This window comes from Pediococcus sp. AC40, assembly GCF_030252485.1.
Taxonomy (GTDB): domain Bacteria; phylum Bacillota; class Bacilli; order Lactobacillales; family Lactobacillaceae; genus Pediococcus; species Pediococcus acidilactici.
The window spans coordinates 67,076-79,568 of record NZ_CP127012.1 but is presented as its reverse complement, the minus strand read 5'-3'; the positions used below and the strand labels follow the sequence as shown (position 1 = coordinate 79,568).

Annotated in this window: 14 protein-coding genes; 7 read left to right on the top strand and 7 right to left on the bottom strand. The window is 42.5% G+C overall.

Going from position 1 to position 12,493, the window contains the following annotated elements; all coding sequences use genetic code 11:
* Nucleotides 1-21: 21 nt before the first annotated feature.
* The 3 genes from NL111_RS00345 to NL111_RS00335 all read right to left on the bottom strand — a co-directional run bounded on the left by NL111_RS00345 (nt 22) and on the right by NL111_RS00335 (nt 3,411).
* On the bottom strand, nt 22-1,035 hold the full coding sequence (locus NL111_RS00345; RefSeq protein ID WP_285110292.1) for a linear amide C-N hydrolase: 1,014 nt from the start codon (nt 1,033-1,035) through the stop codon (nt 22-24).
* Nucleotides 1,036-1,129: 94 nt separating this feature from the next.
* Nucleotides 1,130-2,197 carry a zinc ribbon domain-containing protein gene (locus NL111_RS00340; RefSeq protein ID WP_126130434.1) on the bottom strand — a complete coding sequence of 356 codons (1,068 nt, stop codon included), beginning with the start codon at nt 2,195-2,197 and terminating at the stop codon, nt 1,130-1,132.
* 11 nt (nt 2,198-2,208) lie between these two features.
* The gene (locus NL111_RS00335) at nt 2,209-3,411 is read right to left on the bottom strand and encodes a serine hydrolase (RefSeq protein WP_002829257.1); all 1,203 of its coding nucleotides are present in this window, start codon (nt 3,409-3,411) and stop codon (nt 2,209-2,211) included.
* Between the two features lie 479 nt (nt 3,412-3,890).
* On the opposite strand from NL111_RS00335, the gene NL111_RS00330 reads away from it, so the two are divergent.
* The 5 genes from NL111_RS00330 (at nt 3,891) to NL111_RS00310 (ending at nt 8,009) form a co-directional block, all read left to right on the top strand.
* Nucleotides 3,891-4,913, top strand: a complete 1,023-nt coding sequence (locus tag NL111_RS00330) for a hypothetical protein (protein ID WP_285110291.1) — start codon at nt 3,891-3,893, stop codon at nt 4,911-4,913.
* 49 nt (nt 4,914-4,962) lie between these two features.
* Nucleotides 4,963-5,982, top strand: a complete 1,020-nt coding sequence (locus tag NL111_RS00325; RefSeq protein WP_285110290.1) for a hypothetical protein — start codon at nt 4,963-4,965, stop codon at nt 5,980-5,982.
* A 192-nt stretch (nt 5,983-6,174) separates the two neighbouring features.
* Nucleotides 6,175-6,567: a GntR family transcriptional regulator gene (locus tag NL111_RS00320; protein WP_056971700.1), complete on the top strand. Its 393-nt coding sequence runs from the start codon at nt 6,175-6,177 to the stop codon at nt 6,565-6,567.
* Nucleotides 6,545-7,258: an ATP-binding cassette domain-containing protein gene (locus NL111_RS00315; protein WP_002829261.1), complete on the top strand. Its 714-nt coding sequence runs from the start codon at nt 6,545-6,547 to the stop codon at nt 7,256-7,258. The genes NL111_RS00320 and NL111_RS00315 overlap by 23 nt, the downstream gene beginning before the upstream one ends.
* Nucleotides 7,251-8,009, top strand: coding sequence for an ABC transporter permease (locus NL111_RS00310; protein WP_285110289.1), 759 nt, complete (start codon nt 7,251-7,253; stop codon nt 8,007-8,009). The genes NL111_RS00315 and NL111_RS00310 overlap by 8 nt, the downstream gene beginning before the upstream one ends.
* Before the next feature lie 96 nt (nt 8,010-8,105).
* On the opposite strand, the gene NL111_RS00305 is transcribed toward NL111_RS00310, so the two are convergent.
* The 3 genes from NL111_RS00305 to NL111_RS00295 are packed head-to-tail and all read right to left on the bottom strand — an operon-like array spanning nt 8,106 to nt 10,291.
* Nucleotides 8,106-8,978 carry an aldo/keto reductase gene (locus tag NL111_RS00305; protein ID WP_285110288.1) on the bottom strand — a complete coding sequence of 291 codons (873 nt, stop codon included), beginning with the start codon at nt 8,976-8,978 and terminating at the stop codon, nt 8,106-8,108.
* A gap of 13 nt (nt 8,979-8,991) precedes the next feature.
* The gene (locus NL111_RS00300; RefSeq protein ID WP_128737344.1) at nt 8,992-9,741 is read right to left on the bottom strand and encodes an SDR family oxidoreductase; all 750 of its coding nucleotides are present in this window, start codon (nt 9,739-9,741) and stop codon (nt 8,992-8,994) included.
* 13 nt (nt 9,742-9,754) lie between these two features.
* Nucleotides 9,755-10,291: a DapH/DapD/GlmU-related protein gene (locus NL111_RS00295; protein WP_002829265.1), complete on the bottom strand. Its 537-nt coding sequence runs from the start codon at nt 10,289-10,291 to the stop codon at nt 9,755-9,757.
* Between the two features lie 124 nt (nt 10,292-10,415).
* On the opposite strand from NL111_RS00295, the gene NL111_RS00290 reads away from it, so the two are divergent.
* Entirely contained in the window at nt 10,416-11,303 is an 888-nt protein-coding gene (locus NL111_RS00290) for a LysR family transcriptional regulator (RefSeq protein ID WP_285110287.1), read from the top strand.
* Between the two features lie 54 nt (nt 11,304-11,357).
* A complete protein-coding gene (locus NL111_RS00285) occupies nt 11,358-11,588 on the top strand; it encodes a hypothetical protein (RefSeq protein WP_002830799.1) in 231 nt (76 codons plus the stop codon).
* 306 nt (nt 11,589-11,894) lie between these two features.
* Here the strand turns inward: NL111_RS00285 and NL111_RS00280 are convergent, their stop codons facing one another.
* Nucleotides 11,895-12,464 carry a cadmium resistance transporter gene (locus NL111_RS00280; protein ID WP_285110286.1) on the bottom strand — a complete coding sequence of 190 codons (570 nt, stop codon included), beginning with the start codon at nt 12,462-12,464 and terminating at the stop codon, nt 11,895-11,897.
* Nucleotides 12,465-12,493: the final 29 nt, after the last annotated feature.

The window sequence follows — 12,493 nt, the reverse complement described above, 5'->3', positions numbered from 1 at the left end:
AATTTCCGACTTTTAAATCCATTAAACTTCGTGCACGTAGTCACCACGGTCAATAGTGGTATAACTAATTTCTTGCGCGTTCGCGTTCAACGTTTGCTTAGTAAATGCCAAGCCTAACCCGGTTTGAACGTAAACTGCCCGTTTTTGGAGGTCATATCCTGACCAGTAGCGGGTGTAGTCAGAAATTGGTGCATCAGCCGTCTTGCGTTCGATACCTTCAGGAATAATTACCGGACGGAAAGCTGCGTAAAGTTGGGCAATTCCGCGGTCAGCAGCGAAATCATCCATTGCATTCGCGATGGTAAAACTACGGACAAACCGTGCTGGTGAGGTGTATGAACCAGGAAGTCCAGCCATTCCGTAGCCGGTTCCGCCTTCAATTGGTGGTAAGGTTACGCCGTTTTTATAAGTCCGCGGATCCTTCACGTCTACGTCGGTTAATCCCAAGTAGTTGCGCAAGTTGGTAGTGTGCCAGCTGTATTCGGGGCTGTTAGTTACTACCCCAACTGAATCGTACATCTTGAAAGCTCCGTTTTCGACCGGTTCCAAAACTACTCCGTCGCCACTTTCGTCAACAAAATTGTAATGAAGCGGGAAAGTAAATCCTTGCCCATTAACTTGGGTTGCTTGATCTGCTAATCCAAATTCTTGATAATGCTCCCGGATCTCAGCCACGTTTTTGAAGTGAGTCAAAACGTATGTAACAAATTCCGTGTTCATGAGCGGCGTTAGTCCCCGTCGCTTCAAGTTTTCTAACGAGTCAGCGGTGCTTTCAAATAGAACCTGCAAGTCGCCCGCTAGGCCAGCTTCGTTAATTCCGTCAAATAAAATTGGAGTGCCCTTAACTCCGACTCCCATCGTGGTATATTTGGCCGTCCAATCAGTCAGTTGACTAGCAACTTTCGCTTCCGCTGGGATGGTGGTAATCACGCTTTCCGCACCCCCATCTTCACCGAACATCGTCATTGCTAAATCCATGGTTCGGCCCCAGAATTTGGCACCATTTTCTGCAGTAAGTTCAATACTCGTGCACATACTTTGTCCCTCTTTCTTTTCGAATATCTCTTTTATAGCACTTTTGCCTATCGGATAAAAGAATGTGAAACTTTTTAGGGACAAATATTTTTTCTTAGTTAAAGCTAGTTCCCACCTGGGTGATTGCGGGAATTAAGAGGTGTTCCACTCCTAGGTAAAGTGCGATGAATAACACTGCTTCAGCTAAGATGGCTACGTAAATACGGTCAAATTCAAACTTCAACTTTTCTTCGAAGAAGGTGGCAATGAAGCCAAGGTTTAAGCCCGCTAATGCCATTCCAAGCAACGCCCGGAACAAAATATCTGGCATGTCAGTGGTTACTTCGTCAACCAATTCGGGACCAGCTACAAAAAGCATTCCCAAAGCTAGTAATCCGAGTACCAAGACGTAGTTTACAAAGTGCGCTAACTTATTGGTGTAAGTGAACCAAGTAACCGTCTGTCCCTTTGCTCCTAAGAATTGAGTGACTAAAATCCCCACCAATACCATCAAAGCGAACAACACCGCAAAAATTGCTAAGAATTTTAGAAACACCCCGAAAGTAAAAGGATTTTCCATGATTACACTTACTTTAACTTTACTATCCAACGCGTTAAAAGTTTGGCGTCCCGAAACTATTAGTATTAGTGCGCTAACAATTGCAAAAATTACAAAAGTGGTAATCCCATATAGCGGATTGGTGGTTTCTGGGTAACTAAACGGATGTTTGACCGACGTGGTTAGCCAGTTCCAGTAGCTTTTAGCATATTCTTTGGTTTGGTCTACCGTTGCGCTAACCTTTTCTTTATCAATAGTTGCGGAAGTTGTCGTCGAGTTAGCGTCGTTGGCTGCCTCTTTAGCAGTTGTTGCTGTGGTCGTCGAGGCTTCTTGGGCCTGAGTCGCAGACGTTGGGGCCTTGGTTTCATCTACCGCATCACTTTCAGGTGCTGACGCGGTGGCCGTCGTTTTTTCAACCTTCAAATCAGTTGCGGCTGATGCAGCACTAGTTGTCGTGAACCCCGTTTCTTGGGTGGTTGCTGGCTTTTCAGTCACCTTTTCCTTTTCTGCTGCTGAATCAGTTGGCGCTTCCGAAGCCTGCATTTGGGCCACCGAGGTGCCGCAACTAGTGCAAAATTGATCTCCTGGTTCGATTGCAGTTCCACATTTAGTACAAAATTTCATTTCCTTCACTCCTACTCTAGTAATCCTTTATACATTACTGAACCAAAACTATTCATCGCGTTAATTTGCTCGTCACGTTGCCCGTCTTGAGACATTACTACGATGACAAAGGCGCCCTTTTGATTGCCAAAAATTGCAGCGTCATTTTCCACTCCGTAGTCGTCAAATTCCCCGGTTTTGTTGTAAACCGTGGCTTCAGTCGGCAAATCGTGTGGCAACTTAGTATGATTTCCGTTTTGCTTCAAAATCGTTAGCATTTCTTCGTCATACTTTCGGGAAACCATCTGATGATTATAAATTTTCTTTAACGCGGTGCCCAAATCCTTAGCAGACGTGTAGTTGTCCTTACCATCTTCCAAGGCATCCGTGTCCATCAACATTCGCTCTAACTTGGTGTCGGTGGCTCCCATCTTATCAATCTGGTGGTTAACAGCCGCCATACCGCCTAACTTGCGAATCATGATGTTTGCCGCGGTATTGTCGCTGTCTTCCATCATGTAGCCGATCAAATCCTTAATGGAAATCTTGGTTCCGTCCGCCATTTCCCGCAGTTTACCGGTACCGTCTACCTTATCGCTATCAGTTAACGTATAGTCATCCGATAAGCTTAATTCCCCATCCTTGACTTGTTGATAAGCTGCAATCATGACAAACAACTTGATGTCGCTTGCCGCCCGTTGCGGTTGGTCATTGAAGTCAACTTCAGTATCCGAATCGACCGGCGATACATAAACGGCGGTATCTCCCGAAATGTCACCAAACGCATCCCTAATCGTCCCTTCCACGGTGCTCTTAGGAAACGCCAAATGCTTTTTAGTTGACGCTGACGAAGTCTTTTTCTGAGGCGTCGACGACACGGAAGAGGTTGATTTTGACGAGGCAACCTTTGCCTGATCCGAATGCGTAACGCCAGATAAGATTGTGGGGTTGTTTTTGTAGATAAAAAAGCCCACAAATCCAATCGCTAAAATTATTCCTGCCGTAATCCAAAGCCAGCCCGTGTGCTTCTTACGTTTTACGGCTGCTTGATGTTCTTCCCTAGTCACGCTAGGTTCGGTCGGTGCTGATTGCTTAGGTGCTGGTTGAGGTATCGTCGGTGCAGTTTGCGAGGTCACTGGAGTTGGTTGCGTCGCTGGCTGTCGTAACGCGGTTCCGCACTTTCGGCAAAACTTAGCTCCAGGCTTATTCTTTGTTCCACAATTTTGACAAAACATTGCTACCCTCCTGGTGTTATTAAATACACATATCATCAATAAATATTATCATAGTAAAGAAGTCACCGAAAGCTCTCCATTTAAAAATAATTTATTTTTGTTGTTTATCGACCCTAATCAAAAAGAATGGGCAGCCGTTCCAATCCCCCATCCTTTAATTTCTTGGGTATGTTTATCAAAGATGTTTTTATATAGAAATATTTGCTCAGCTAATTTTTTCTCAATAGCATTTGCAAAATAAAATAAACTTTATCGAGGCGTTTTATTAGTGTTCAAATTTGTTACATGATATTATTAAGCCGTTCACAAGTGACAATAAATATTTACGAAGGAGGGTGTCTCAGATGGGCTCGGCATTCTGTACTGCATAAACCAACCTAGACTAAAAATTTATAACCATCTCTGCTTCGTACTTATGTATTTAATACGCAAATACGGAAGCGTTACCAAAATGTTTACGACGAAAGGAAGTGTTTCAAATGCAAAAAAAGACCATGTTAACCGCACTCATCGCCTTAGGTTTCATCACTCCAATTATTTCCAATACCGGGGCTTCGGCAGCTACACTCAATCAAAGCAACCCCAATGCTTCAGCACTTATTCAAAAAAAGTTCCAAGGACAACCGGATTCACCTAAACTCTCGGAAAAGCAACTTAAGGTCCAAGATAGCGACATCGAAACTTGGATGCCTAATCCAACGGTTCGAGAATCCGTTTTAGACTTCCTTATTGCACTTAATTACCTTCCAAAAGGCAGTACGGTTAATGATATTACTAAAGACTTACTGGGTTCTATTAAATCTAGAGACCGTGTTCCGATTGAGGTTAATACATTCGCGGGGGGCCAAATCACTCCTAATCTAAGCGAGGGGTTGCAATACATTAACCCCCAAACTAGGGTAACTATAGAAATTATGGATGCGGACGATTCTCAATTAATGAACTTAGATTTTGCACAATTACATCAAAACGTTGATCATTGGCTTATTTATATAGTTAATCCCGAAAAATCTGCTAATTCGAAGTTAATGCAAAAGGCAATCGATACTAACCTTCCTAATAAGAAAAACACTCAAGGCGATCCGGGGATTTATTATGTACGCGGTAACCTCATCAATAATGGAAGCAAGCTCGTTCCTGCACCATCTAAATCAATTGACATTAGTGAAACACTTTTTCCAGATATTAGTCTAACTGATGATGATTTTTGGAAAGAAATTGATCGTTCAAAATTTCAAATTCACACTATGATTAGCGCATTAATAAACAAGAATAATTTTCGTATTCTAAACCATGACAAATTTTACTCTCTTAAAGAAGGACCTGAAGGTAACTATGCTGGTACTTTGGCTCAAACAACAGATTCTATTTCTGCTATGCACGACGTAGCTGATAATCCAAAAAATTATTACGCTTGGTTTGGTTCCTCCTTTGTATATAAAGATGGACAACATCAACGAATGGCTGTAGGAAGTTTTATTTACGCCGATTACCACAAATAAACGTTTAGATTTAACATCGCATTTATAATTCTGAAAGGAAGTGTTTTCCATGCACAAAAAAACCATGTTAACCGCACTCATCGCTTTAGGATTTGTTACGCCAATCATTGTTAATAGTGAAATATCAGCAGCTGAAATCAACAAGAATACTCAGCCTGCTGCCGAACTTATCCAAAAAATGAACGACAAACAGCAGGACTTACCGAAACTCACAGAAAAGCAACTGAAAGTACAAGATAGCGATATTGACACTTGGATGCCGAACCCAACCGTTCGCGAGCTACTATTAGGAATGCTTATTAAGGGTAACTATCTACCTGCAGGTAGTACTGTTAACGAAATCACCAAAGATTTATTAGGTTCAGTTAGAAATCAGGAGACATTTTACTTTGAAATCAATGCCTTTAAGGGAGGACAGATCACTCCTAACGTCAGTGAAGGACTTCAGTATTTTAATCCAAAAGCTAAAGTAGGTTTAGCTTTAGTAGACGCAAATGAAGCCCAAATCATGCAAGTAAATTTTGCCCAACTTCATCAAAATGTTAGCCAATGGGGAGTGTACATTATTAATCCTGAAAAAATTGCTAATCCCCAAATAGCAAGAAAGGTAATTGACGAAAAACTACCCATCAAAACCGATAATGCTCGTAACATGCCAACCATTCAATATATGCGTGCAAACTATTCTGACAGTAAAAGTTCTGTGTCACCCGTGCTAACTGAGTCGATTAACATTAGCGACACTCTTTCTCCAACTATTAATCTATCCAGTAATGATTTTTGGAAAGAAAATGATCCTTCTTTATTCACCCGGCACGCCATGGCCGGTACTTTAAGAAATAGTGATAATTTAAAACGGGTTGGCTTTTTTTTCAGTTTCAAAGAAACCTCTGAAGGTAATTTCTTAGGTTCCCTTCCTGAAGAAATAGCAAATAGCAACATCATGAAAGAAGTTGCGCAAGACCCACAGGATTATTACACTGAGTTTAGATTCAATAATATTTACGACGATGGGCAACATCAAGATATTCATTTAAGTAGCGAAATTTACGCTAATTTCCATAAATAACTTATCACACCAGTAATATACCAAAAACTAGCAAGAATAGCATATTTTCATATTCTTGCTAGTTTTTTATTTTCCAACACTGAGTGCTGTCCATTCGCAAATTTTTCATTTTTCCACCACTAATTTCTTGCAAAATATTTTGAGATAGGTTACTGTGTAATAGTATAGCAATACACAAAGGAGGCAAGTAACATGGATTTTGATGACAAGATTCCGATTTACTATCAAATTAAACAATATATTTACCAAGAAATCATCGTGGGCCATTTTCCCCCGGGATCTAAAATTCCCGCAGTGCGCCAGTTTGCGGTTGATTTGACAGTTAACGTAAACACCATGCAACGGGCCTTACGAGAACTTATTCAAGATGGCATTTTAGTTTCTCAACGTGGAAAGGGTAACTTTGTTACGGAAGACCAGGATATTTTACAAAACCTCCGTCAAACCGTCGTGGAAAAACAACTATCCCAACTGTATGATCACTTGCTCAAGCTCCAAATTGAGCCAGATGAGATGGTGACCTACTTGTCCCGTTACATTGCCAAGAGAAAGGATGATGAACATGGAAAATCTACTGAACATTAAAAACTTAAGCTACCAACGTAACCTGCATTCAATCTTGAAAGACCTCAATCTCGAACTTCCTCAAGGCGAAATTGTGGGATTGCTTGGCGCTAACGGGGCGGGGAAAACCACCCTGATGCGCTTAATTGCGGGCAGTTACATCCCTCGCCAAGGTTCCATCATGATTAACGGTGATGCTCAGGTAGTAATTCGTAAAAAATCTGTCAGTTTTACCGAACAGGTTAGCAGCCTTTCAAACAACCAAAGGTTATTTAAAATCGCGGAATTTTACCAACAAATCTACCCCGATTTTGATTTATCCCGTTTTAACCATTTGTTAGACACCCTCAATTTAAAACTAGACGCCCGACTTAACCAGTTATCCAAAGGGAACCAGCGTAAATTTGTGATTGCCATCACCCTCGCACGCCAAACCGACCTATATTTGCTGGACGAGCCGTTTGACGGAATTGATGGAATGAGTCGTAAAAAAATTATTAGTAGCATCATCGGCTGGAAACCAGAAAATGCCACAATAATCATTAGCGATCACCACGTTTCCGACATCGCCAACCTACTTGACGAAGTCGTCATCGTGCGAGACCAACGCGTGATTGCCCAAGAGCGGGCCGATACGATTCGCGAGACGCTCGGTAAGGATATTGAATCCTACTACGAAGATTTCTACAAGGAGGATGTCGAATATGACTAAATTTTTTGATTTATCCAAGGCACTGTTCCAAGAAAAATTCCGCCTTGCTAACCAAGTACTAGGATTCAGTGCATTAGCTGCGGTCGTCATTACGCTGTACGAAATGATCCGCATATCCGCAGCCCCTGGTGCACTATTTGCCACTTTTGAATCCGTTTTGGGATTAGCTAGTATGCTTCTTTACATTTTATTAACCGTTCGTAACGAACGCGTCTACACTGCTAGTACATACCGATTAATCCCGGTTTCGAATGGAAAATTATACTGGGCAAATCTGATCACTACTTTCCTTAGTTTTGCCTACTTTGGATTATGCATTGTCATCTTTGCGTTGATTTTTCACTGGCACATGACGATTAAAGCCTTTGTAGATGGTTTTTCAGGTTCAACCTTTATGCTAACCGTTTCAATCATTCTGACCCTTATCTTCGCAGTACTAAACTTCTGGGCCCTGATTACTTTAGTTCATCTACTCACCGAGATGATTAGTAATTTCTTGCCAAGGGCTGGCCAACGGATTTCAAAAATTATCTTGGTAGTCGTCATTTTGTATATTTTTGGACGCATCGTGGAGTTAATAAGCAACGTACTTATACTGATTGCCCAACATCATACTGCTTTGCTTAACGCTAATGCCGACCTTCAATTTTACTTGAGCCCAGTCTACGTACTAATAACTTTGCTGATTTTTTCTGCAATCAACATCTACTTGCTATCTAGTTGGGTTGAAGCTAAACCGAAGAATAACTAGTTTGGTAATTTAAATTTTCTCAATAAATAGCGGGGTTCAAAAATTCATTACGAATTTCTGAACCCCGCTGTTTTTTGCATAGTTATATGGTAGTTTTTAACCCTTCATCTTACCGCCAAACACTGGGAAGATGTCGGCATCCCCGTAATCCATTCCGTGCATTTGCTTCAAGGCTGCCATATCGGCATCACTAATTTCAAAATCTAGCTCTGCGTTAGCACGCATGTGGTCTGGATTAGCGGTCTTTGGTAAAACAACCAATCCTAATTGCCATGCGTAGCGAATCGATAATTGCGGTACGCTAACCTTGTACTTGTCGGCCATTTGTTTAATGGCTTCGTTATGCATTGCGGCACCATGAGCAATTGGCGAGAAGGCTTCAACCACAATGTCGTTAGCTTGTGAGTAATTAATTAATTCTTCTGGGGTCGCACCAATGTGAGTCAAAATTTGGTTAACCATTGGCTTGGTATCACTGTGCGCCATAAGGTTATCAAGATCTTCCTTTTCAAAACTGGAAACCCCGATTGCTCGTAACTTGCCTGCATGCATGGCATCCTCTAGAGCGCGCCAAACTTCCACATTGCCCGCAAAATGGCGGTCGTTGGATTGGTTAACTTCGACCCAAGGTTGCGGATTATGAATAATCATCATGTCCAAGTAGTCTAACTTCATTTTCGCTAAGGTTTCGTCAATCGACTTCTTCGCGTCTTCGTAGTCTTTAATTTCTGCAGCTACTTTCGAGTTCACGAAAAGGTCTTCGCGTTTTATGCCAGCGGTTCGAACACCTTCACCAACCCCGCGTTCGTTACCATATGCTTGTGCGGTATCAATGTGCCGGTAGCCGATTTTAACGGCTTGCCGCACCGCTTCGGCAACTTGATCATCCGGAATTTCCCAAGTTCCTAATGCTAACTTAGGAATCTTTACTCCATTATTTAACGTAAAACTTTCTTCAAAAATATTCATTTCAAAATTCCTCCTAAATTTCTTGACCCGTAGGCCGAATTACCATTTCATTAACCGCCATATTCTTGGGTGTGTCAATCACAAAGGCTACTGCTTGGGCGATTTCTTCTGGTTCCAATGCCATCATTTCCGCACCCGGCTGTTTTTGAGCCGCCTTTAAACTTTCACGAACTTCTTGATTATTAATTGAATCAAACAATTCTGTTTTTACCGATCCCGGAGCAATTACGGTCGTCTTAATACCATTTTGGCGTTCTTCTTCACGTAAGCCTTCCATAATTGCGCGTACCGCAAATTTGGTTCCTGAATATGCTGCATAACCCGGCAACACTTCGTAACCTAAAACTGACGAAGTCGAAATTACGTGTCCAAACTTTTGTTTACGCATTACTGGTAAGGCAGCAGCAATCCCATTTAGCACTCCCTTAACGTTAATATCCAACATTTGCTGCCATTCTTGGTGAGCAAGCTCGCTCAAATTGTTAACCGGCATGATCCCGGCATTGTTAAAAAGTACGTCAACCCGGCCAAATTTTGCCACAGTATGATCAATTACTGATTGTACTGCAGCCATGTCGGTTACGTCAGCTTCCACGGTTTCGATTGAGGCCTCTGGATATGCTGATTTAATTTCTTCCAATCGTGCTAGTCGCCGCGCAGCTAGGGTTAGTTTAGCGCCGCGTTCTGCTAAAAGCCGGGCAGTTGCCGCGCCAATTCCACTTGAAGCTCCCATAATCACTACTACTTTATCTTGCAAACTCATCCCAAAATTCCTCCTAATCCTTAATCTTCTTGATTATGCGGGCAGGTACTCCCGCTACTACGGTATTTTTCGGTACATTTCGGGTTACCACGGCACCCGCGGCCACCACTGCGTTTTCGCCAATTACTACCCCGGGAGTCACCGTCACGTTAGCCCCTAGCCAGGCATTTTGGTGAATGTATACCGACTTCAGGTTCAAATGCCGTCGTTCCTGCGGTTCCATCCGGTGGTTAACCGAAGCGATGGTTACGTTAGGCCCAATTAAAACGTGGTCGCCCAAGTAAATTCCGCCTAGGTCAACAAACATGGCCCCGCTATTAATGAAAACATCTTTTCCAATATGAAGGTTCCGGCCAAAATCCGTGCGAAACGGTAACCGAATTTCGGTGCTGTCGTCAATTCGTTCGTTAGTGATTTGACTGACCAGCTGACGGATTTCAGCAACCGAATGCTCCTGAGTATTTAACTGTTGTAAAAGTCGTTGATTAGTTTTTACTACTTCGTCAACTTGACTATAAGCGGCGGTACCTAAATCCAATTTAGATTCCAAATGCTCATCCCCTTGCTACTCAAATAACTGATTGACTATAGTTTAGCGAGGTTTTATAGTAATGTTAAATACTTATTAAACATGATTTTTGATAACATTTTATTATAGTTAGGAGCTAACCATCATGGATATTCGCGTATTACGCTACTTCGTCACCATCGCTCAAGAGTTAAACATGTCCCGGGCTGCCGAGTTACTCAACGTTTCCCAACCCGCGCTTTCACGACAAATTGCTGACTTGGAAGACGAACTCGGGGTTAAACTTTTTCGCCGGGAGCACCGCCATTTGGCCTTAACTCAGGAAGGTCACTATCTTCTGGGCCGTGCCCAACAGATTGTGGGGTTGGTTAATAAGACTACCTATCACCTCCAAAAACAAGATGTGATCAGTGGCACGATTGAAATCGGCGCCGGGGAAAGCAGTGGAATCACACCCCTTATGGAAACTCTCCACCAAATCATGCGCCAATATCCGGAAGTTCGGGTGAATTTGCGGAGTGGCAATTATGAGGACATTTTAGCCGGGCTAGATGCCGGGCTTTTGGAATTCGGCGTTCTCATGGGCTATCATAACCTCAATAATTACAACACCCTCCAGCTTCCCGAAGAAAATCGGTGGGGAGTGCTAATGCGAGCGGATGCCCAACTTGCTGAAAAGGACGTGATCCAGCCAATCGACTTGGTTGGCCGTCCGCTAATCACCTCTCGACAAGCTGCCCAAAGGGGGACTTTTCAGATTTGGAGTGGAGACCTTTTTGACCAGCTTAATTTTGTCGGCACTTATAACCTTATTTTTAATGGTAGTTTATTAGTGAAAACGGGCGCTGTCATAGCCCTCACCTACGATAAACTAATCGATAACTACACCACTAAAAATGGTCTAGTTTTTCGGCCACTGGCACCCGAGATTACAGAACCTAACACTCTGGTGTGGAGTAAAAATCACCAGTTACCTAACTTAAATCGCCTATTCTTAGATACTTTGCAAAAAGAAATTGCTAATAATGATTAGCAGCTTGCACCATTAACCTTTAATAGTGTTAAGCTAGAGGCGGAGGCGAGGTTTATGGTTCAAATTAATTGTCGTACCAACGTTGCTAACCAAGTTGTACGGGCTTCCGATCATTCAGCCTGCTTGGTCACCGCGAAACCAGATTCAGAAAATAAATTCTATTTTCATTTTTATGGTAACTACCACCCAAGTTTTGCCGTGACCCGGACTGCCCAGCAAGATCACCTACAAGTTCGCACTGACGGGGTTACCCGCCGGGAAACTTTCCAAGTTAACTTTGTTTAATTTGGGTTCTTGTGCAGTCACCACAGGCTCCAAAATCTTCGCTATTCGCGATAATAGCGGGGATTTTTGTCTTCCTTAGAAACTAAAAAAAACGATTCAATACGAATCGTTTTTAGCCGGAATTATTTTTTCAAAACATATTAAATATCCTACTTAAAATGGTAGCAAGTCATCAAATGATTGTGTTATACTCTAGATGCAATCATGTGGCAAGCATAGAATCACCAAGACCCCGACTAGTACCAGTAGTCGGGGTCTTTTTTTGCGCTATGCGGGTGTATCATTCGATTTTACTTTCCTTATCAATTATCCAACCAACCGGATTAAATGGGCCACTAAGCCGCTGTCCCAGAAAACGTACAGCCCGATCAACACGTAGCAAACCTTCATCAGTTTTTCGCCATATTTTTCCATCACTTGGCTGACGAGCGAATTTTTGCTAAGTAAATTAATCACGAGGACGGCCACCGCGCTCAATCCCAAGATTAATAACAGGGCAACGAAAAATTTAGCAAGCTGGGCGTGCATTAAAACTGGCAAAAAGATTGCCAGGTTGCATCCCGTGCACACGGAAAGGTAGGTCACCAAAACCGTCCCGACCGCCGAAGCACCGGACTGGGTCGCGTTAACTTCGTCATCGTCATCCTTAATTGCTAGGTAAATCGGCAAGAACCCGAGCACTCCCAGTAACCATTCCGGCAAAAAAGCGGAGAGGGTTTGGCCAATTAAATAACTCGCCGTCACCAACAGCAACGTGCCCAGCAAATAACCACTTAAGACCGCGGATAGCCTATATTTGCGAACCAAAAACAACAGCATAAAAAAGAAATCTAAATTGACGCTAAGAAAAGTTAGTCCAATAATCACAAAATTCACTTTGCTCCCCCGTTCATAAAAAAGAGGAC